24 protein-coding genes are annotated in these 19,888 nt (G+C 61.6%); 5 read left to right on the top strand and 19 right to left on the bottom strand.

Annotation, left to right across the window (positions count from 1 at the left end; translation table 11 throughout):
• The 10 genes from F9929_RS02255 to F9929_RS23885 form a co-directional block, all read right to left on the bottom strand.
• Positions 1 to 1,008 (bottom strand): ParA family protein, encoded by a 1,008-nt coding sequence (locus F9929_RS02255; protein ID WP_152044895.1) that lies wholly within the window; start codon positions 1,006 to 1,008, stop codon positions 1 to 3.
• Between the two features lie 68 nt (positions 1,009 to 1,076).
• Entirely contained in the window at positions 1,077 to 1,451 is a 375-nt protein-coding gene (locus F9929_RS02250) for a hypothetical protein (protein WP_152044894.1), read from the bottom strand.
• 88 nt (positions 1,452 to 1,539) lie between these two features.
• The gene (locus F9929_RS02245) at positions 1,540 to 1,803 is read right to left on the bottom strand and encodes a hypothetical protein (RefSeq protein WP_152044893.1); all 264 of its coding nucleotides are present in this window, start codon (positions 1,801 to 1,803) and stop codon (positions 1,540 to 1,542) included.
• On the bottom strand, positions 1,800 to 2,063 hold the full coding sequence (locus F9929_RS02240) for a hypothetical protein (protein ID WP_152044892.1): 264 nt from the start codon (positions 2,061 to 2,063) through the stop codon (positions 1,800 to 1,802). Before F9929_RS02240 ends, F9929_RS02245 begins: the two co-directional genes overlap by 4 nt.
• Positions 2,064 to 2,065: 2 nt before the next feature.
• Positions 2,066 to 2,572: a hypothetical protein gene (locus F9929_RS02235; RefSeq protein ID WP_152044891.1), complete on the bottom strand. Its 507-nt coding sequence runs from the start codon at positions 2,570 to 2,572 to the stop codon at positions 2,066 to 2,068.
• Between the two features lie 8 nt (positions 2,573 to 2,580).
• Positions 2,581 to 2,976, bottom strand: a complete 396-nt coding sequence (locus tag F9929_RS02230; RefSeq protein ID WP_152044890.1) for a hypothetical protein — start codon at positions 2,974 to 2,976, stop codon at positions 2,581 to 2,583.
• Positions 2,973 to 3,167, bottom strand: a complete 195-nt coding sequence (locus F9929_RS02225; RefSeq protein WP_152044889.1) for a hypothetical protein — start codon at positions 3,165 to 3,167, stop codon at positions 2,973 to 2,975. The genes F9929_RS02230 and F9929_RS02225 overlap by 4 nt, the downstream gene beginning before the upstream one ends.
• 35 nt (positions 3,168 to 3,202) lie before the next feature.
• Positions 3,203 to 5,179, bottom strand: a complete 1,977-nt coding sequence (locus F9929_RS02220) for a hypothetical protein (protein ID WP_152044888.1) — start codon at positions 5,177 to 5,179, stop codon at positions 3,203 to 3,205.
• A 5-nt stretch (positions 5,180 to 5,184) separates the two neighbouring features.
• Positions 5,185 to 7,833 (bottom strand): lysozyme family protein, encoded by a 2,649-nt coding sequence (locus tag F9929_RS02215; RefSeq protein WP_152044887.1) that lies wholly within the window; start codon positions 7,831 to 7,833, stop codon positions 5,185 to 5,187.
• Positions 7,833 to 7,985 carry a hypothetical protein gene (locus F9929_RS23885; RefSeq protein WP_193227574.1) on the bottom strand — a complete coding sequence of 51 codons (153 nt, stop codon included), beginning with the start codon at positions 7,983 to 7,985 and terminating at the stop codon, positions 7,833 to 7,835. The genes F9929_RS02215 and F9929_RS23885 overlap by 1 nt, the downstream gene beginning before the upstream one ends.
• Before the next feature lie 175 nt (positions 7,986 to 8,160).
• Here F9929_RS23885 and F9929_RS02210 point away from each other — a divergent pair, with 175 nt between their 5' ends.
• The 3 genes from F9929_RS02210 to F9929_RS02200 all read left to right on the top strand — a co-directional run bounded on the left by F9929_RS02210 (position 8,161) and on the right by F9929_RS02200 (position 10,447).
• Positions 8,161 to 8,436 carry a hypothetical protein gene (locus tag F9929_RS02210; protein WP_152044886.1) on the top strand — a complete coding sequence of 92 codons (276 nt, stop codon included), beginning with the start codon at positions 8,161 to 8,163 and terminating at the stop codon, positions 8,434 to 8,436.
• A gap of 323 nt (positions 8,437 to 8,759) precedes the next feature.
• The gene (locus F9929_RS02205) at positions 8,760 to 9,209 is read left to right on the top strand and encodes an adenylyltransferase/cytidyltransferase family protein (protein ID WP_210251293.1); all 450 of its coding nucleotides are present in this window, start codon (positions 8,760 to 8,762) and stop codon (positions 9,207 to 9,209) included.
• Complete coding sequence (locus F9929_RS02200; RefSeq protein WP_152044885.1) at positions 9,206 to 10,447, top strand: CDP-glycerol glycerophosphotransferase family protein; 1,242 nt, start codon at positions 9,206 to 9,208, stop codon at positions 10,445 to 10,447. The genes F9929_RS02205 and F9929_RS02200 overlap by 4 nt, the downstream gene beginning before the upstream one ends.
• 378 nt (positions 10,448 to 10,825) lie before the next feature.
• On the opposite strand, the gene F9929_RS02195 is transcribed toward F9929_RS02200, so the two are convergent.
• The 9 genes from F9929_RS02195 to F9929_RS02155 all read right to left on the bottom strand — a co-directional run bounded on the left by F9929_RS02195 (position 10,826) and on the right by F9929_RS02155 (position 17,127).
• Positions 10,826 to 11,032 (bottom strand): hypothetical protein, encoded by a 207-nt coding sequence (locus tag F9929_RS02195; RefSeq protein ID WP_152044884.1) that lies wholly within the window; start codon positions 11,030 to 11,032, stop codon positions 10,826 to 10,828.
• A 406-nt stretch (positions 11,033 to 11,438) separates the two neighbouring features.
• The gene (locus tag F9929_RS02190; protein ID WP_152044883.1) at positions 11,439 to 11,981 is read right to left on the bottom strand and encodes a hypothetical protein; all 543 of its coding nucleotides are present in this window, start codon (positions 11,979 to 11,981) and stop codon (positions 11,439 to 11,441) included.
• Positions 11,981 to 13,348, bottom strand: a complete 1,368-nt coding sequence (locus F9929_RS02185; protein ID WP_193227573.1) for a DUF3987 domain-containing protein — start codon at positions 13,346 to 13,348, stop codon at positions 11,981 to 11,983. The genes F9929_RS02190 and F9929_RS02185 overlap by 1 nt, the downstream gene beginning before the upstream one ends.
• Before the next feature lie 164 nt (positions 13,349 to 13,512).
• On the bottom strand, positions 13,513 to 14,124 hold the full coding sequence (locus tag F9929_RS02180; RefSeq protein WP_152044881.1) for a hypothetical protein: 612 nt from the start codon (positions 14,122 to 14,124) through the stop codon (positions 13,513 to 13,515).
• On the bottom strand, positions 14,121 to 14,351 hold the full coding sequence (locus tag F9929_RS02175; protein ID WP_152044880.1) for a hypothetical protein: 231 nt from the start codon (positions 14,349 to 14,351) through the stop codon (positions 14,121 to 14,123). The genes F9929_RS02180 and F9929_RS02175 overlap by 4 nt, the downstream gene beginning before the upstream one ends.
• Positions 14,348 to 14,587, bottom strand: coding sequence for a hypothetical protein (locus tag F9929_RS02170; protein WP_152044879.1), 240 nt, complete (start codon positions 14,585 to 14,587; stop codon positions 14,348 to 14,350). The genes F9929_RS02175 and F9929_RS02170 overlap by 4 nt, the downstream gene beginning before the upstream one ends.
• A 213-nt stretch (positions 14,588 to 14,800) precedes the next feature.
• On the bottom strand, positions 14,801 to 15,028 hold the full coding sequence (locus tag F9929_RS02165; RefSeq protein WP_152044878.1) for a helix-turn-helix transcriptional regulator: 228 nt from the start codon (positions 15,026 to 15,028) through the stop codon (positions 14,801 to 14,803).
• A gap of 109 nt (positions 15,029 to 15,137) precedes the next feature.
• Positions 15,138 to 15,863, bottom strand: coding sequence for a hypothetical protein (locus tag F9929_RS02160; protein WP_152044877.1), 726 nt, complete (start codon positions 15,861 to 15,863; stop codon positions 15,138 to 15,140).
• Positions 15,856 to 17,127, bottom strand: coding sequence for a tyrosine-type recombinase/integrase (locus F9929_RS02155; protein ID WP_152044876.1), 1,272 nt, complete (start codon positions 17,125 to 17,127; stop codon positions 15,856 to 15,858). Before F9929_RS02155 ends, F9929_RS02160 begins: the two co-directional genes overlap by 8 nt.
• Before the next feature lie 438 nt (positions 17,128 to 17,565).
• On the opposite strand from F9929_RS02155, the gene dinB reads away from it, so the two are divergent.
• Together dinB and F9929_RS02145 are read left to right on the top strand one after the other, a co-directional pair.
• Positions 17,566 to 18,735: a DNA polymerase IV gene (gene dinB / locus F9929_RS02150; RefSeq protein ID WP_152044875.1), complete on the top strand. Its 1,170-nt coding sequence runs from the start codon at positions 17,566 to 17,568 to the stop codon at positions 18,733 to 18,735.
• A gap of 241 nt (positions 18,736 to 18,976) precedes the next feature.
• Positions 18,977 to 19,810, top strand: a complete 834-nt coding sequence (locus F9929_RS02145) for a MetQ/NlpA family ABC transporter substrate-binding protein (RefSeq protein WP_152044874.1) — start codon at positions 18,977 to 18,979, stop codon at positions 19,808 to 19,810.
• Positions 19,811 to 19,888 lie beyond the last annotated feature (78 nt).

The following is a 19,888-nucleotide window of genomic DNA, read 5'->3' as shown; positions in this document are numbered from 1 at the left end:
CTAGAGCCTCCCAACGAGGTTGGCGAAAGCATCTTTGTACCGATTGAGACTGTCTTTCGGGACTTGGGTATCCCTATCATGAATTTGATACTTACCAAGCTTAATTTTGTGCAGAGGTAGACCAAGATGTGCCGTGACAACGCTGACGCTGTGCGCATCAGGAATGTCCAAGAACTGGTCTTTAGACGACGTGAAAGCTCCCTTGTTCGCAGAATATAGCTTTGCGGCGCGCGCCTTTATTGCACTGTACATTGCGGAAAAAGCCTTCGAGGCTTTCTGCTCATATTGAGTGCTGCGATTGAGCGGAATAACGTGGATAGTAGGAAGAGGTAGCGAATAGGTTGCCGCACGCTTCGAGAAGCTTACAGCGGCGTAGGCCGCCGGAACGTTGATACCATATACCAACTGGCCAATATTCGTGATCGCACGAGCAGATGAGCCATCAGCGGTGCAAGGGACGATTAGGCGATCCGAAGCTATGATAGCTAGCTCGGTGTACGCTGAAAAACTCGGATTGCAGTCGATAAAGAACACCGGATCGTCGTGTTTCCGAGTGATCGTGTTCAGCAGGTCCTTCAGCCATTGATGGACATTTGACCACGAGTTTGGCGGGAGCGTTTGTCCCGCGATCTGGTTGATCGCCTCCGCTTGGATCTCCAGCGAAGGGTCGCCAGCGATTAGGTAGATGTTTTCATCCAAGTTGGGGTTGTAGGTGTTCGCCTTGAGCAAGTAGCTGGTCTCGTTGCCCGTCATGGCATGAGGGCTAGAGATACGCTCGTCAAAATATCCGCCAACTGTCTTCCTTGGGGTTGCCGTAAGAAGCTTTTCGAGTTCGTCCGCTCCCTTCCCATTGCCGCCAAGCACGACTTCACTGACGTTGGCCTGTGGGCACATATCTACAATCACGACCATCTTCTCAGGATGAACTCGCGCATATTCGCAAGCCGTGATGAACGTGACGAAAGACTTCCCAACGCCACCCTTGTTGTTCCAAATTGCGTAGCGCATCCGTGATCCCCGGTCCTTTTCGCGCGACCGTAGAGAGCCAGCCGTAACGATACAAATAACTTCGATGCTTATGCGGGTCTGGATTGCGTGTAGCTTGCCTCAAGGGTCTCTAGCCTCTTCAACACGTCCACCGTCTCGATGGCCTTGCGCTGCGCCTCAATGACGGCAACCATGCTCTGCCCCTCACTCGGCGCAATCTCGCCTACCGCTACGGATTGAACGACGCGAGCGATAGCATCGCGCACGCCTTCCGCCGTCGAGGTGTCGGGCAAGTCGAGCGTCACCTTCTGAGCGGTAGGGGCAAGGCGAGGATGCACATACGGGGCGACAGCGTTCGCGGCCCAGGCGCGGTCCTTCGGGTCGGCCTGCTCATTCCGATACAGGGTGACGAGGTATTCGGCCGGCGATTGACCGGACGCCATCAAATCCGCGACAATCTCCATTGACCGACGATTGGCCGTTCCCGCCTTCCGTCCTGCGCCTTCTCTAACTCCACCGCGCGACATACCGCTTGATTTCCTATGATTGATTTCAGGCCGTCAACGGCCGGCCGTCGAGGGAATTGATGCTCACGATCCGAAGTGGCGTCGGGGCTTCATCTGAACCCGGCTTGGCCTCGTAAGTCGTCAGGAACAGGATATCGCGCGGCTTGATGCTGATGCCATTCTTCGCGAGGAAGGCATCGCACTTGTCGGCTGTCGTTTCCCCACCGGTCACGAAGATGACGCGCGACTGTGGGCCGGCAGATCCGATCCGTTGTTCAAGCTGTGCGAGGCGCGCGGCAAGTGTTTTCATGTTCGTCCCCTGCATGGCGTGATGTTGAGAAGCTGGAGCGGTTCGATTGGTGCGGCGCTACCGTCCGGTTCCCCCAGTTGCAGCCGAATATAAGCGATCTGGTCGGACGGCGTGAGCTTGATCCCCTTGGTAGCCAAGAAGGCCTCAATCGCTCCATCCGAGAAGCCCGCCCCTCCTTGCACGACAATAAAGCGACGGGGAGCTTTGGCCCCGGTCATCTTGGCTTCCAGCTTTTCCAAGCGAGCCTGCAGCGTCGCCATCGTCAGCCTCCGAATATCTTCCGGTACGCGGGCTTGAAGTCGTCCGCTTCGCCGGGGAACACGCCCGAGCCCGTATGGATGGATTTGCTCCCGGTTTCGGCTGTCCATGCCGGCGGAGACTGCGGCGTCGAGGCCGATTGCTGCGGCTGTTGGCTGAAGCCGTCCCACCCTGCATTCATCGCCGCTTGTGCCTCCTGCGAGCGGTCGGGCTTGTGAAGAGCGCGAGCGGCACCGCCAGCAAGGAGCGCGCCGGCAACCGCGCCAATCGGCCCACCGAGGGCTCCACCAACCAACGCGCCGCTGAGGCCGCCGCCAATCGTGTTGCGGGTCTGCCCGGAGAACATCGGCGCTTGCTGCGGCGCGGGCTTCCCGAAGCCGATGGGCGCAGACGGGATCGCAGGCAGGCCCGGAGATTGACCGCCCAGCATCATGGCTTGCGCCACCTGCTGCTTCTTGCGCTGCGCCGCCTGTTCGGGAGTTTCGTTCGAATTGAAGATGAAGCTGTCCATGGTGCCTCTCAGTTCGCTTTGCCGGGAATGCCGGTGAAGGCCTCGGGCGGAATGCCGGTGCTGGTGACAAGCGCGTCACGTGCGCGATCCGCCATGTTGCAGGCATTGCCGATGATGTGGCGTAGCGCGACCGCCGTCCCTTCGTCCTCGATGGGCACCGCGAGCGCCTGTGGCAGCAAAGCCGAGATCCACGACACAAGAGCCAAGGCATCGGCAATCGTCGTTGCGGGCGCGGCGGTGAACCTTTCCACGATGTCGGTGAGGTGGTTCGGATCGCCGCCGGTCGTTGCCGTCGCATTGAGGTAGGTGGCGAGTTCCGCCCCGACTTCGGACGCACCGGGCGCGGGCATGATGGAGGCCGCGAACTCGTTGTAGCGCTGCGCGTCGATAGGATTGCTCGTCATGCGGCTTCTCCATGCCCGTGGCGTGTCGTATGGTGCGGCCATGCCCCGACCGGAGCCGCACCATTGAGCCCTGCCGCCGTATTCATCTGGCGAGCCGCCGCGCTGATCTTGTTCGCGGCAGTGATGACCGTGGCGTGGTTTGGGCTGAATTGGTTTTTCCGATCCATCCCCTTCAGCGCCGCATCGCTCATCGTCGGCATCATGATTGGCCTATGCGCTGGCGTTCTCATCGGAGAGCGTTCTGGCCGTAAGCAAGCATCCCGCCCCGAGTAAGGGCCTCGGCAATCGCCCTCACCTTCGGGTCTGTCACTCGCGCCTGCGCGCGCCGTGCGTCCTGATCCATCAAGGCTCGCACAATGCGCTCCCTGGCGTCTCCGGTGGCCGTGAGAGTGGAGCCAAGCTCGTCGGCCATCGTAGCCGCGCCACGCCGCTCCAGCGCGTCTTTGCCGTATTCCAGCGCCCGCATGGCGGCATCGCCGAACTTGAGGTTCGCGGCGCTGCGGATGATGCCGGCGCGGTCGTCCGCTGTGCGCTGTTGAACGCGGAACGGGTTGTCCATCCGCCGAGACGTTGCCGAGTTGCCGATCGCCTGGTGCGCGGTTTCGGCCATCGCCTGTTCGCCCTGAAGCGAATTGATGAGGGTGCGACCATCGTCCTCGCCAAGGACGGTGAGGATCTTGCGCTCGTTGAAATCGCTATCGAGAAGCTGGCGGCCCTTCAGTGCGCCGTTGCGGACCTGCCCCATCGCATCGTCCACTGCCGAGCGGGCGCCGAGCTGCAAGGCCTGCCGCTCCGCATCGCTCATGTCCGCGACTTCGGCCGCAAGGAAGTCGGGATGGACCTTCCGGCCGAAGAGTTTCTGCCCGGTCTCGAAAGCCTCCTTGACGCTCATGTCATCGGCGAAGGTCTGGCGGGCCTGCGCATAGATCGGGCTGGAAGCCTTCATCTGGCCCCGCAGCACCTTGCCCACCTCGTTGAGCGCGTGCCCCACATCGGAGCGCCCGCCCTCGAATGCCGATTTCGTCTGCGCCCTGACACGGCGCTCTAGCCGGTCAAGATGATCGATGCCGGTTCGCTGCGATTGCCCGTCCGTCAGATGCGAACGAACCCACGATAGCGCCTTGTCCACGTCATCGGCAGGAAGCCCGGAGGGGCCGGCGATACGGTCGGCTGGCGTCATGAGTTGCCCGTCGATGGCCTGGATAACCGGGTTCACGTCTACCGGCAGGTTTTCGGCTCGGGCCTGCGCATAGAGCGGATCGGCGCGGCCCTTGGCCTCCTTCGCCATGGTCGTGATCGTTTCATGAACGTTCGGGCGCGGCCCAAGTGCATCGTTATAGGCGGAATTGATCCGACCGCCGGCCGCCGCGCTGCGATCCTTCAGGGCACCGATGACGCCCGACCGGGCCGGGTTGTCGCTCTGCGCGATCTGTTCGGCGCGATATCGAAGACCTTCGCTCGCATCGGCAAGCATGGCGCTCGGACCCATCTCGCGGGCGCGGCGGGCGGCGTCTTCAAGGGTCAAGCCTTCGTCGGCAAGAGTGCGCTGGAGAAGGTCTTGGCCGGATCGCCCAACCGGGCCGCCCCGAGAGGCCAGGAAATCGCCAGCATAGTTCAGGCCCTTGCCAATCGCTGCGCCGGCAGGAACCGCCAAGAACCCCATACCGCCGCCGATACCTGCTCCTAAGACGGCTTCCTCCATGCGCTTGTTGAAGCCGCCTTCACCAGCACCGAAGCCCTGCACCGCACCCGTACCCGCTCCGGTCCCGGTGGAGATGGCGAGCTTTGCCGGAATGGATCGCGCTGCGCCCCCGACAATGCCTGCGCCCGCGATTGGCGCGGACGATGCAATACCGCCCGCGATCTGGCCGGTAAGGTATGAGCCGGGAGCCTCTTCCTGCGCCTGACGGTTCTGCGCGCGGATCTGGTCGCGAAGCTCACCATAGGAGCGCCCCGGCGTGCCAGTGATGTAGCTGGCCAGCCCTTCCGACACCGCGCCGAGGCCAGCGCCCAGCTCGTCACCGAAGGATAGGGACGCGCCGTCGAGCGCGCCCAGATAGGCACCGCGCGCCATCTTGTACCCGTTGGAGCTGCCGCCGCCGTCCTGCGGCATGTCCTCCACAAGCGTTCCGCTGAAGCGCGGCCGGCGCACCGGCTCCGAGGCCGGCGCATCTTCGACAAGGGTTCCAGAGAAGCGAGGCATGGGCGTTACTTCCTGTAGGTCTTGCCGTCCTCGGGATCGACGTAGAGGCCGCCCTTCGGAATGGCGTTGAACTCAGCATCGGTGCGAGGCCGGGACACCTGCCCGCCTTGAGGCCAGTTGGCTCCCATGTTCGGCGCACTGGCGGCCGGCGCAGGTGGCGGGCTTCCGGTCGGAGGCGGATCGTAAGGCGTGGGGGTCATGTCGGGCATATCCACCCCGAACAGCGCTCGCTCCCGGTCGAACTGCCCACCTGCCGGATAGACCTTATCGAGCCGGGACATATGGCCTGCGACCGCTTCCGTGGACGCCTTCTCCATGATGGTGAGGAGGCGCTTGATGCTGGCGGGCTCCAGCGTGATGTTGCCGCCGGCCGCCTTCTCTGCGAACTCGCGATCCGTATTGGAGATGTTGGCGCTGCCGACCGTGGACTTCAGGACTGCCGACACCTGCGGAGCGATGGCCGCTCGGAACGTTTCTGTGTTCGTGATCGCTGACGGGTCCGTAACTCCGAGATAAGCGCCGACCTTCTGAAGCCCGAGGCGCATATCGGCCCCTGCGCCGAAGATACCGCCGGCATCGATCGCTTGGCGGGCATCGCGAATGGCCTTCAAGCCCGACACGGAGGAACGAGCGCCCGAAGCGCTTTCCGCCATCGCATCGAAGACCTGTTTGTTTTCGCCACCGCCGATGGTGATGCTCTGGCCTTTGCCGTTGCCGATGGCATCAACCTTGTTGTCCGGGCCGATTTGGTAGGTTGCCCCGGGCGGAAGCCCACGCGATGCGGCTTCTTCTGCACTGAGCGTTCGATAACCCGACCCCTTCGCCGTAGCGGCAGTGATCTGCGCGCGCTTGTAGTCACGATCTAGGGCGATATCAGGATCGACCGCCTTCAACTCAGCATCGAAACGGGCTTTGCGCTGGTAGTCCTCCCAAGCGTTGCGCCGTTCTAGCTGCGCCTGGTTCGCCTCGTAGCTTCGACGGTCTGTGAGATCCTGGCGGGACTGCGAGCGCTGGAGGACCTGCGCCGCGACTTGGCGCTGTTCGTCCGTCGCGAAGGGCGAACTCAACACCCGCATCATCAGCGCCGTGGGGTCCGCCCCGTTCTGGGCCTGCCCGACCATCTGGGCTTCGGCGACGCGTTGGACGGGGCTCCTATTCGGATCGCCGAAGTGTCCGAGCGGGCCACCCTGATCGTCGGGAGGTGGGGGAGCCGTGGGCAGGCCGATGCCGCGATCAATCATGATGCGGGCAATCTTGCGCGTCATGGTCTCCGGCGGCCCCGACTGGCTGAAGCCGTCAAAGCTCGGATCGTTCGCGGCGGCCTGCTGGACGGCGGGCGAGAATGTAGAAGCTGCCGGCGGTGTCGGATTGGCATCCACCATCCGCGGCGACGGCAGGGCGGCGAGCTGCGTCGGGTCTTGCGGCGGCGCGCCCCCTCCCTGTGCCATCAGGGCGTTGACGACCGCCTGCTTTCCCGGGGCCATCCGCTCCTGGCTATCCCGCGTCACGCGAGCGCCGTTCGTGTCGAGGCGCAGTTCCGGCGTGTTGTATTCCGCGGGGCCGGTATAGGGGACCGCGTTCGGGTCCACCTGCCCCGGCTGGCGACCGACAAGGGTGTTGTAGCGAGCCTGATCTTCGGGGCTCATCTGACCGTCGATGGACGCACCGCTCGCCTGCGCCGCGTTCACCGTCGCCGATGCGCGCTCTAGCGCTTGCCGCGTGGTCGGAGGAGTTGCCGAGCCCATGCCCGCCGAAGGGTCCAAGCTTGCGACCTGAACCTGTTGGCCCTGCGCAGGTGCCGCCGCTTGAATAGCGCGAGCCGAACCGTTGCGGCTAAGCGCGCCCTGGTAAGCGGAGGTAAAGGCGTCCTTATTCGTGCCCTGCTCAATACCGCCGGGAAGCGATGTCCACACGTCCTTGAGAGCCGGCCCGACGCCCGCGATAGCGTCGGGATCGCCCGATTGCAGCACCACCGACAGGTCATTGCCCGTCTTCTTGCGGTACGTGTCGGACGCCAGCGACCACGCGGCGCGATCCTGATTGGCGGGGCTGAAATCGGAAAGCCCGAGCTTCTTGGCCTCGTCGTCCCATGTGCTTCCGAGGAATTGGTAGCGGCCGGCCGCGCTCGATGTCTTCCCAACGTGGGGGCCGGATTGGATCAGGATATCCTGCCGCGGATGGTCGGAGAAATCGCTGAAGGTGTCGCCGCCGTATTTGACGTTGTAGGCTCCTGCGCTCTCAGGGCCGGCCAGCGTATCGAGGAATGCCGTCTGGAAAGGCTGAAGGCCGTTGTCGTTGTCGGCTGCACTGGCCTTCAGCTTCGGAGCCGAGGCGTCGGAGCCTGTAGCGCCTGAAAGCGCCGGGCCGGCCGGATCGTAAGAGAGCGCAGAGGTCGAACCTCGCATTGCCGCTCCGATGTCACCCCATAGCCCCTCTTGCTTCCCGCGCATCTCCTCCTCTTGCTTGCGGAGGTAGCGAGCTTCCAAACCGTTGGCGATGCCCTGCCCCAGCGCGGCGATACCTTCACCGAGGTTCTGCGGCGTGCGACTGGACTGTTGCGCGAGCATGGCGCTCAGCACCTTCCGGCGGGCCTGTAGCTCGTCATAGCTGAGGCCAGTGTTGCCGCCGAAGACGTAACCCGGAGACGCGGCCATTAGGCGGCCCTCGGCTGTGCATGGAGGCGAGCAAGGAGAGCTTCGCGCACGATCTGCGCCGGCTTCTTGCCCTCGCGCTTGGCGGCTTCTTCCAACGCCTTGGCGGTGCCGCTCGGAGCCCGGACATTCAGGTATTCTGGATACTGCGACACGGCCTCACTCCGTTGCGGTATTGTGATACCACATATAGAGGAAAGCGCATGGCTCGTCCATCGAAGGGGACGCTATCACCCAAGAATGTCGTTAGCATTTCAGAGAGTTACGGCACGTTGGCACAAGCCTTGCAGAGCAATCTGTCGGAGACGACGACTTAAGGCGGGGGAGGCCATGCTGTCGCGCATCGTGAATGAAGCAAGGACATTCAAAATCGCTAAGCCGGTGGATATCGGCGACGATATCGTTCTGCCCGCCGGCCGATATGCAGGCTGCGCTGAGTGGGTTGAAACGCGGATGCCAGCGGGAAACCTGCGCAAAACCAAAGCAGTCTGGCGCATTCGTCTACAGGCGAACGACATTCGGCGGTTCGGCGGAGATGTCTCGGCTCATACGCGCGAGATGAGTTTCGACATCAGCACCCAGGTGCGCGACGGTCGAGTTCTCTGAGTTCTCGATCCATCTGACCTGATGCATGAACGATCATCAGATGTAACGCCAGAATGGCGGCCTTTCGCACATCTACTGAAAGCTAATTAAGCTGACCATTTGGTTTTGCCGAAATGCTGTTTGGCGATCCAACAAACGGTCCCCCTTGCCGGTCGGCTACGGTTTCACCAGTTCATATCGCCAAGGGGGACTGGACATATTCAAACATTTGCGGAAGTTTCGCAGATCGACCCATGCCGCCGTGGGCGTGTTGTTTGCGGGCGTCAGCGCCGTCCTGGGCTTAGTCTCGCTTTCGTCAAACCACATCGCTCGGCGCATGGTGCATGTATTCTGTGAGCATCATGCTATCACTGACAACTACCGTTCTAGTGCTTGGAGCTTTCGACCTGTTCCATCGGGGACATGTCGAGTTCCTGAAGTCAGCCCGCGCTCTTGGTGACCGTCTTGTTGTGGCGGTCAACTCTGATGCGAAGGTCGCGAAATACAAGCGTACGCCTGTGATTGCAGAAACAGATCGGCTTGCAATCGTTTCGGCGATCCGCCACGTCGATCACGCCGAGATCGTAGATGGGTTTTCCGTCCGGAACCTCATTGATCGACATAGCCCGGCGGTCATCGTCCACGGCGATGACTGGACGCGAGAGCGGTATCTCACCCAGATCGGCGTAACCGAAGAAGAACTCGCCTCGCTTGGTATCCGACTAGAGTTGGTTCCCTATTACGATGGCGTCAGCACAACCGCGATCATCCAAGAGATTGAGGATGCCGCTTGAGGGTTCGAGATATCCCGAAGGCCGCGAAGGTCTACTTCAAGCTTGCCGAATTTTATGCCGCTGGTCGAACTACGAGTGATCGCAGGCTGTGGCTTTTCCACGGCCCGTTCGAGGGCAATACGAAGTACCTGTACCTTTGGATCACTATCCATCGGCCGGACATCCGCGCGGTCTGGATCGCCAACTCCGACGCCCTGGCGAAGCGCCTAAACAATCATGACGCGAAGGCTGTCCGCTACCCTTCGCTCGACGGAATTCGGCTGGTAGCAGGTGCTGGATTTCACTTCGTCAACGACTACGGAAAGAAGATCCCTTTTCGCTCCAGCCGCAGCTTTCTCGTCTCCCTCTGGCATGGCGTCGGGGTCAAAAACATCGGCGTAACCCGAGAGAAGAACAGTGGACCGCTCTACATCCGGAGCATCTTCAGGCCGAACTTCTTGGTCGCCGCTTCAGAGCGTCATTCCAAACGGTTCGCGGCGTCGTTCCTACTGCCGAGAAAAAATTGCCCCATTCTTGGCACGCCGCGCTTGGATGTAGCCTTCGATCCAGAGCTTCACCAGTTAGCGACAGCGATCGACGCTGACGTAACCCGTTCGGATGTGTCGTTGCGTCTGGGTAAGGTCACCTATCTCTACGCACCCACACTGCGCGCCGGAAACCGGCCATTCATAGACAGGGCGTTTCCGCACCCCAATCAGCTGAACGACACTTTGGCGCAGCGAGACGCGGTTCTCTACGTCAAGCTTCATCCGAACACCATTCGAGCGAAGACCGACATTCAACGGCTCCGGGAGCTGGCGGATTGCTATCCAAGGATTAAGGTCTGGCCGGAGGGGGCAGATTTCTACACCGCCATTCCCGACATCGACTTCCTCATCACCGACTACTCCTCAATCTTCGCCGATTTCCTGTTCTCAAAGTCGAGCGGCTTGATCCTCTACCCGTTTGATCGTGCTGAGTACGAAGGGGCTGACCGCAGCTTTCACTTCCCATACGAATTGATCGAAGGCGTTCGTGCCGATGATTTTGATAACTTGTGTCGGATCATCGAAGCGGGGAACGGCAACTCAGTTGAAGATCGCGAGGCAAGCGCGCGAACCCGCAGAGCGTTCTGGGACGAAAACCGTGGCATTGCTTCGCCGCGTATCGTTGCGTTTTTCAGCAGTCTGAGCCCAACGGTACTGGGAGGACTGGCTCCGCTGGCAGATCGGGGTCCTCGAAGCGACAAGCCGCTTTAGTCGCCATACATCACGACACGGGTCTAAACGAAGGTACTCGGTCATGTCCGCCCCCGCTTGAATAGTCGTTCGCCGCACTCGTCAAACAAAAACGGCCGGCGATATCCGCCGGCCGCTCGTATCCAAGAAAATGGCGCTGGTTCAGTTCTGTTGAACCCCGAACCGCGCTGTTAACCTCCTTAGGTTACTCCTGCGTCATCTGAACGTTCGTTGCATCCATGCTCCGCGACCGGTGCGCGCGTTCGCTTACCTGGCGCTGAGCCCATCCGTCCATCCACTCGCGATGCATAGTGGACCCGTTCGGGAACTGGCAGGAAGCGGTGGGTGCTTCATTGAGAAAGGCCTGGCCGCCTTGCGTGAATGGTGTGGTGTTCATGATCAAATTCCTTTTGCGTTTTGATTGGCCAATGACTGTTCGGCCAGCTTCACATCGAGTTCGGCAGCGAGCCGGGCAATCTCCGCATTCTCTCGCAGGGATGTCGCGTATCGCGCGGCTACACCCATTCCACGTGACGTGACGATTGGAGACGGCTTCCGGATGTTTTGGATGCGATCCCGTGTCGGATATTTGTTCCAGTACGGCATGTCAGCCTCCGACCATCACGAGCGTTTTCGCCCGAAGCTGGGGTCTTGCTTCCGACCCTGTTTCATCTGTTTTGGGGAACAAGTCGCGAGCGTTACTGACTTCGACGCTTTGTGGAAGTGAGTGTGGCAGGGTAACGATAGAGTTCGGCGCATGAAGTCTTCGGAAGCGTTTCCGCCCCGACCCGGACATCAGCATTGGGTAAACTTTCGGTCAGCCGGATGAGTGATCGCATCACGCAGAAGCGTGGAAAATCCGACACCATTCTATTGGAACAAGTGCCAGTCGCTTGGAAACGTTCCAAATACGGTCGTCCGGATACAGACGATTATTGGCGCTTCAAGGGACATCCGATCTCGGCACCAGCCTTCGCGAATATCCAACGTTCGAGCATCGACGCAGTTATGCTCAGAACCGTCCCCTGGTGAAGATCCGCCGCCCCTCGCATTCTACGACCCAGCCCTTGCGTTTGGCGAAGATGAGACGCTGAACCTCGGCCGATCCAGCGGGTAAAGTGGCGATGAGCCGGTCCAAGTGCATGTCGTATTCTATGGCGGGTAGTTCGGCCGCCGGCCGCAGGATCGTGACGCCAGAGCCGGGCTCGGGCATCCAGTTGGCGGGGCGATCCTCGAAGCGGCCGGCATGGACTGCGACTGACCGCGCTTCGCCGACAACAGCAAGTCTTGTCACCGCATCGCTGGCAGGGTTGGCAAAGTTGGCCAACCCTCTTTCGCCGCGCTCTTGCGCCACTTCGCCCTGCGGCTCGCCATAAATAGCTAGACGCTCTTCGCGCTCGATGTCGTCATCATGGATGGTCGGGACAGCCGCACTCTCGTTTGGCGGCGTTGTGCCAATAGTGCCAATAGTGCCGTTAGCCTCGTTTCGGTCGGCTATTGGCGCTAATGGCACTAACGGCACAGAGGCCAAAGCTCGCTCAAGCCATTTGCCCATCACGCCCTCCGTAGGACAATCGAGTTAACTTCGAAGCTCTTGGAACGGCGGCCGGCGCTACCGCCAGCGCGCCCGCCGATGTCGCGGATAAGGCCGGCATCGCAGAGCGCATTGCAGGCTCCATCCATCGCCAGAGCATCGCGGAGCGCCCCGCCTATGTCGCGCCGGAGATCGCGAGCGTTGAACTTCGCTAGGCCGTGCTTCTTCAAATACCGAGCGAGGGTCATCGCCGCGCGCTCGTCTGCCGGGATAGCCGCGTCGCCGAACACACGCGCCGCCATCGGGACATAGTAGTCATCCAGCAAGGCCGCAGCCGCCTCCACTGCCTTGTCAGAGATCGCGCCGGGTTCCCGCATCCCTACCTGCCCGCACCACCACAGATGCTCAATGACAGTTGAGAGGCGAAGCGCGTGACCGCGAGACTTGCCCATAGCGCCAGAGAAGATGCCGGTCGCCTCGTTGGCTTCCCTCGACATCTCGCGGGCGAACTCCTCCAGAACGTCTTCGGCTTCGGTCGTCAGCCGAAGGCGGATAGGCTCGGGCATCCCGAACTCGTCACTTCCCATGGCGAGATCCGAAAGACGGGTGAACGCGGCCTTGGCGTCGTCGTCGTTCGCGTGTTCTCGTGACAGGGTGAATTCAGGCAGAACATCGGGCCAGGACCATAGAAGGCGCGACGCAAGGCCATCGTCAGGACCGGCGATGATGCCGGGGAGCTTGTCGGGCTGAACCCCGCCCAGGACCCCGACGCTGAGATGGCGAATGCGGATCGGGTCCGGGCTCTTCATGCGATCCACGACGTAGGAGCGTCCGCCGTACATCTCGATGGCGAACGCGCGATCCGAGCCCCCACCCCCATACTTGTCGAAGGCACCGAACCAGCCCGCAAGCTCGTCACGAACAATCATCATCCCGCGCGGCAGGCCGGCCGCCAGAGCCGCCAGCTTTTCTATCGTCACGTCGGCAACCCGGACGCGGGGGCGAACGGGCTCTTCTGGCAGGATCGCGTCTTCCGGCATGGATGAAGGGAACTGCCCGTTCTTGAGGTCGATTTTGACATCAGCCTCCCAGGCCTCTCGCTTGGCGCGCGCGATCTGCTTCGTTGTTTCGTGCTGGCGCTGAGTGTCTTCGAAGCCAGCGGCCATACGGTCTTCGGCATGGCGCACGAGATCGAAGGCCGCATCCATTGCCGGCGATTTGGAGGACGATGGCGAGCCGACGACGGCGCACCAAAGAACTGGAGGCTCACTCCAATTGGAGCCTGCGACGGGCCAGCGCACATTAGCGAGCATCGCCCCGATACTGGCGAGCAACGAGGTTGCCACATAATCGACCGGCGCGGAGGCGGCGGCGGCGCGACGCTTCACCCATGACGCCCAGAACGGCCCCATAAGCTGCAACGGGAATTCGGGAGCGACACGACGCCCTGTGCCGAGGAGCGACAGGTCGGGCGAACGCCATGGGTCTTGATCGCTGGAGCGGCCGCGCTGGTAGTCCGACAAGGGAACGGGCACAAAGTCCTGGGCGTGCATCAGGCCGCCTCTCTTTCTTCGATTTGAATGGGGGCGACAATCTGGACGCGCTCGACAAGGCCGGCGATCATTGCGCCTAGCTCTTGGGAGTGTTCGCGATCTTCACCGCTGATCTTGCCGGCCGCGTCGAGAAGGCGGCGGGCTGCGATGGCAGGGTCTAGGACGACGACACCTCGGCAACCGGCCTGAAGCCAGCCCAAAGGCTTTCTGAATGCCATCAAAGGGCTATCGAGGACGTAGCTCGCCGCAGAGGCGATGTTCCACGCCCCGAGGCAGTCGGCCCGGCCGAACATGCGTCGGACGCGGGTGGGATCCGCTACCGGCCACGCCACGAGATCCGAAACGGTCTCGCAGTCGGAGGCGTAGGCCTCGATGACGGCGGCCACCACCGCCTTCTCATCGTTCACCGGGGCGAACTCGAAACCGCCGTCACGTAACGGCCGGATCGTCGTCACCGCCATGCAGCCGCAGTAGTCGCGGATGGGGTCGGCATCGGCAAGGGACTTGAGCGCCAAGCCGTTGGCGCGGACATAGGCGAGATAGGCGTTGTGCGGCTGAGCCCGAGCATACAGCTGCGCGCGAGCCGCCATGAATTCCAAGGCGATGGTCATTGCGCCACCGCCTTCTCCCCGCGCCGGACGACGACGGGGATGATATCGGGACCGCAGGCGAGGACGACCGCCCCCAAGTCTTTCGCGACGGCACCAGCGATGGCGCGAGCGGCCGGCCGGTTGGCATAGGAGGACGACTTATCAAGCCGCTCACCCTTCCAGATTTCGACGTGCCACGCGGTGCGAGAGCCGCGCCGGACTTCACGGAGGCGGAGGAGAGCCGTCATTTCGGCTCCCCCTTCGATCTGTCGATGATGCGTATGCCAAAATCGCGGGCCAGGGATACAGCGGCGGTATCCGCCGCGTGACGATCCGGGCCGATATAGTCGTGAAGTTCGCCACCTTCGGCATCTACAAGCGCGACGGCATAAACCCAGCGGCCAACAAGGCTTGGGTCATCACCGCCAGTGCAACGACCGGCATCGATGGTGACGTGGCCTTTTTCGAGAGAAGGCGCGCTCATACCGCGCCTCCCGCATAGTACCCGACCGCGAAGAGCCGGCCGCCGCAGGAAACGACGCGCGAGATAGATCCGCTGCGCTCCGTCGAGGGCATTGCCGTGAGGACCGGCAAGCTATAAGTCTGAGAACTGGAAGTGCTGCCCTGCTTTTCCGTTTTGCTGGCGTTCCGGGTCTTAGCTCCCCGGAGCGCCAGTTCCATTTTATGGGTCATGTCCTCACGCAGCCTCCATCTTCGAAGCCGCGTTGACGAAGTCCACGAGGACCCCGACGCGCCAGCCAAGCTTGCGTTCGCTGATCTTGATGGGGGCAGGTACTTTGCCCGTTTGGTAGAGACGGCGGAAATGAGGAAGGCTAACGTTCAAGAACGTTGCTGCCTCTTTCGAGCCTACGACACGGTTGCGGGCCATATCGGCCGGCAAAGGACTGTTTGTTGCGGTACTCATTGCTTGTGATCCCCGCCGTTGCCTGACGCTTCGGCTTCAGTAATCACAAGCTATCAAGAGCTATCTTGACGGTATCGCCTCTGTATTTTTCAGGTACGGGTAGCGTACCTCATTTGTAGAGAACATCGCTGATCGCTCGCGTAAGGTCGTCTACTCGGCCGTGCCTCGCCATGATTGGATTGAGGACGGCGCGGGCAAATGGGGTGAAGTTTGCATGGGTAGCGTTTGATTGCGGTCGCCTACCCCACCCATCCTTCCAGACATCGACAAGACATCGGAGGCAAATTCGGATCGCTTCTGCTTTTTGGGCTCGCTCTTTTATCTCTTCGGCGTCGTCCATCTGAAGCACACTATCAGCCCATGCGATCATGTCCTTTAGGCCGTTGCTGACGGTCGCTATTCTCTCGTCGCCCAGATGTTGCCGGAAATCTTGCGGCTTGCCGTTTATGATATCCGTAAACTCGAAACGCGGCCCATCGCTCATAGCGAGCCGTCCGCCTAGACTGTCGTCGTCGGCAGCATTGCTCAATGCTTTCCGGCCTGAGTAATCCAAGCCGTCGAGCACTGCGGAAACTTCAGTCAATTGATCCCTCAACTTAGATACTCCCGCTTTTGTGCTCGCGAGAGTAGGAGCCCTGGCATAGTGCAGAGCCGCGTTGAGGTGCGCCGCTGCGTTCATTATGCGGTTTCGTAAAGTCCGCTTCATGTAGGAGGTGCTGCTTCCAGCACCTACGAACTCAAGAAACGCCAGCCGATCTTTGAGGCTGAAAACTGCGCGCATCTCGTACAGTTCAATTCCGGCAGGCTTCCAATCGCTCGGGCGTGGTCTAGGCATGGATGCCCTCCACCACATCACGCACTCGCAAGCCCCACATATCCAGCGCGGCCCGTTTCTCGCTGGCATAGGTCGCGCGGTTGTAGATCCCCGCCACTCCCGCCCGGTGCCCGCTGATGTGGTTTAGGACGGCTTCCACGACATGCGGCAACACCCCGATATCTCCGAGCCGGGTCGCTACAGTCCTGCGGATGTCGTGAAGTCGCCAAGGGGGCATAGGCTTCGGCTTAGCGCCGGCCGCCTTGGCGGTTTCCGCGATGTCGGCAGACACACGAGCATCAAGCGCGGCCTTCGACTTGCTCCAGCCCGAGAATGATCCTTCGCCGGCCCCGAATAGGAAATCGCGCTCCTCAGCCTCCGGGGTTTCGAAGGTTTTGAGGGTTTGTCGTTTGCGCGTATCAGCAATTTTCGGCGCGGCCGGCTCGTCTATGATTGCGAGCGCCGATGCCGACAACGGCACGTCATGCGCCAAGCCGTTCTTCGCCCGCTCTTTCGGGATCGTCCATAGAGCTTTGGCTAGATCCAACTCGGAATGAGCCATGCCGCCAACCTCTTCGCGGCGCTGGCCCGTCAGGATGAGCAACCGAACGATGCGGCCATAGTCGCCAGCGCCAGCATGTTTCCAGACAAGCGATAGCTCAGCATCCGATAGCACCCGATCCCGCGACACCTCCTCCGTGGCCTTGCGGGTGCCTATGACGGGGTTTCCCTCGGCAAGGCCTTCGCTCATGGCCCAGGCGAACAGCGAGGAGAGGACAACCCTTGCGCGGTTGGCGGCAAAGGGGCCGTTCTCTTCTGCGATCTCGTTCAGCCGGGACGCGATGTCGGCTCGCTGGATGCCGTGGAGCGGGCGATCACGTAGCGGCTTCCAGTGCTTGTTGAGATGCACCAGCAACGAGGCGTAGCTATTCGGTCGCAAGCTCCTTTTTGCCGGCCCGTTGGAATAGGTGTCGGCTATGCTGCCGAGCGTGACGGACGCCTTATTGCGAGCCTCCACCTTCTCGTTCTGCGGATCGGTCCCAAGCTGCGCTTTGGCGAGGATGGCTCTCGCTTCGGCCCGCGCCGCGTCCAGTGACAGCTTGTCAGTCGAGCCAATCGTCAGCCGCCGCTGTTTCGTGCCGACGCGATACTGCGCAATCCACACCTTTTTGCCGCCGGCCCGAAGTCGAATTCCGAACCCCGGCATGGCGTCATCAAAAATGATGTGATCGCTCTTCCCCTCGGGGAGCGTCAGCTTCGCTATGGCTGGAACCGTGAAACGCATGGCAATCCCGAATTGGGAAGCGCATGGGAAGCAATCTCCTGCTTCCCAATCATCTCTTATGCTTCCCTAAGTGATGAGGTATGGCCGGTTTATCGGGGTCGTGCAATACGTTATGCGCACCTAACCTCACTTAAGCGTAGTGCGCAGCCCATACTTCGTAATGATGGGGTCAGGTGTTCGAGTCACCTAAGCGGCACCATTCCTTCTCAAGGGGTTAGCCCCCACTTCCCAGAACAACGCCGGAACGTTTGTGAAGCGTGTGAGACTGAGAGCCTCACAAGCTCCAATCAGACCATGATCGAGGCGGACGCGCCCCGCCTGAGCGTCTTGCAAGTCTGTTCCCATTATGTTCTAGACTTCCGTCATGACGGATCGTTCGATCGGAAGGATCCGCCAGCAAGGTCAGGAGCGATCGGCGGGATTCGCGTGGGGATGGCGATGGCGGCGTTTGCGGCGGGAATCGCGGAGGACGGGGGGCGCGAGCCTTTGTCCGAGCGCGGCGCGCCGGAGATTCGCGCCGACGGCCTGAATCCCGTCCGGCAGCGCAAGATCATCCATATCGACATGGACGCCTTCTACGCGTCGGTGGAACAGCGCGACGATCCGTCCCTGCGGGGCAGGCCGGTGGCGGTCGGCGGCTCGCGCGAGCGGGGCGTCGTGGCGGCGGCGAGCTACGAAGCGCGCAAGTTCGGCGTGCGCTCGGCCATGCCGTCGGTCACCGCCAAGCGCAAATGTCCCGACCTCGTTTTCGTGAAGCCGCGCTTCGACGTTTATAAGGCGATCTCCGCCCAGATCCGCGAGATCTTCGCCGAGCATACGCCGATCATCGAGCCGCTGTCGCTGGACGAGGCCTATCTCGACGTCACCGAGAACATCCAGAACATCCCGTCCGCCACCGCCATCGCCGAGGCCATTCGCGGGCGCATCCGCGAGGTGACGAACCTCACGGCCTCGGCCGGCGTGTCCTACAACAAGTTCCTGGCCAAGCTCGCCTCCGATCACCGCAAGCCCGACGGGCTGTTCGTCATCACTCCCACGATGGGGGCCGGGTTCGTGGAGGATCTGCCGGTCGGCCGCTTTCACGGCATCGGACCGGCAACGGCGGCGAAGATGGAACGCCTCGGCATCCATACCGGCCGGGACCTGCGCGAGCGCCCCCTCGCCTTTCTGCAGGAGCGCTTCGGCAAGGCGGGCCCTTACTACTATTCCATCTCGCGCGGCGTCGACGAGCGCCCCGTTCGCGCCAACCGCATTCGCAAGTCGGTGGGCGCCGAGAACACTTTCGGCAGCGATCTCCATCAGTTCGACGCGATGCGCGAGGCGCTGCAGCCGATCCTCGACAAGGTCTGGCGCTATTGCGAAACGAGCGGCATCCGCGGCCGCACCGTGACGCTGAAGGTGAAGTTCTCCGATTTCCGGCAGATCACCCGCAGCCTTTCGGTGCAGGCGCCCGTTTCGGGCCGCGCGGCGCTGGAAGGCTTCGCACTCGATCTCCTCCACCCGTTGATGCCCGTGCCGAAAGGCGTGCGGCTTCTCGGCGTGTCCTTGTCCTCGCTTGTCGTTGCCGACGAGGAAGCGCCCGAAACCCAGTTCACCCTGCCACTTTGATCCTCATCCGATGAGAATCGGAGCCGAATGCAACATTCTCTCGAAGCGAGCCGTTCCCCACTGAAACGCGAAATGGATTTCCGAGAAGATCGCATTCGCGGATGATTGTTCCGCCACAGCTCGCAACAACGGTCACGCAATTCTGTCTATTGCGATGATGGATATTAGAATAAGCGCATTCCGCCGGGGGTCGTTTCCTCCCAGCCCCTTCGGCGGCTTTTTTCTTCAACGGACGCTTCGTATGAGTTTCTCGACCTCGCCCGCCTCCTTCTCCGGCCGCCGTCTCTTCCTGTCGATGATCGCGGCCGCCCTGCCCCTGGCGATGCTCGGCGCGCCGACGGCGCATGCCGAGCCGAAATCGATCAAGGTCGGCATCATGAGCGGCGAGGACGAGGATGTCTGGCGCGTCGTGGTCACTGAAGCCGCCAAGAACGACCTCACGATCGAAACCGTGATCTTCAACGACTACACCCAGCCGAACGAAGCGCTCGAGAACGGCGAGATTCAGGCCAACGCCTTCCAGCACCAGCCCTATCTCGACAACCAGATCAAGACCAACGGCTACCACATCGTCAATGTCGGCTACACTGCCGTTTGGCCGATCGGCCTTTACTCCAGGACGGCCGAGAATATCGCCGATCTGAAGGAAGGCGCGGTGATCGGCGTTCCGAACGATCCGTCGAACGAGGGCCGCGCCCTGAAGCTTCTGGAGCGCGAGGGCGTCATCAAGCTCAAGGCCGGCACGGGCATCCTCGCCACCATCGCCGACATTGAGGAGAACCCGAAGAATGTCGAGATCAAGGAGCTGGACGCCGGCGTCGTCGGGCGCGCCATCGACGATCTCGACGCGGCGGTGGTGAACACCGACTGGGCGTTGAAGGCCGGCCTGAAGGCGGACGAGGATCGCATCGCGCAGGAGCCGGTCGCGGACAATCCCTACCGCAACTTCATCGCCGTGAAGGCGGGAGAAGAAAACGAGCCCTGGGTGAAGACGCTCGTTTCCGCTTACCAGAACCCGACCGTGAAGGCCGAGTTCGACAAGGTCTACAAGGGCACGGGCATCGCGGCCTACTGATCCCTTTCTATATGTAAGCAACGATCGAAGGCGTCGGCTCGGGAAACCGAGCCGCGCCATTCTTGTTTCCGGCCCTTC

Source organism: Aureimonas psammosilenae (assembly GCF_009176975.1).
Classification (GTDB): Bacteria; Pseudomonadota; Alphaproteobacteria; order Rhizobiales; family Rhizobiaceae; genus Plantimonas; species Plantimonas psammosilenae.
The sequence above is the reverse complement of the archived record's forward strand: the minus strand, read 5'-3'. Positions and strand labels throughout refer to the sequence as shown.